Here is a 251-nt window from a genome sequence, read left to right on the forward strand (position 1 = left end):
TTCGATGATTGCAAAATGAAAACCTGATTCGTTCACTCTATAGTTTCTTGTTATTTTCCTTGAATGACGTGACGATCAATTGAAGGCAAGCGGCGTTCTACTAATGCCACTTCGTAAACAAAACGTCAGCCATTCACCAAGGAACGTATTAAGTTGATGCTTTTCATCTCTCTGCATCAACTGGTCATTGGGATAATCATATTTAGCTTTAATGCGTGAGAACTCTCCGCTTGAGCATACTTCAGCCACTC

General features: G+C 40.2%; 1 protein-coding gene. It reads right to left on the minus strand.

Going from position 1 to position 251, the window contains the following annotated elements:
* Nucleotides 1-75 precede the first annotated feature (75 nt).
* Nucleotides 76-251, minus strand: a 176-nt coding sequence (locus R7Q46_RS27000; protein ID WP_318078221.1) for a DUF1249 domain-containing protein, incomplete at its 5' end; no start/stop codon positions are given.

The sequence above is a fragment of the Vibrio sp. 811 genome (assembly GCF_033339195.1).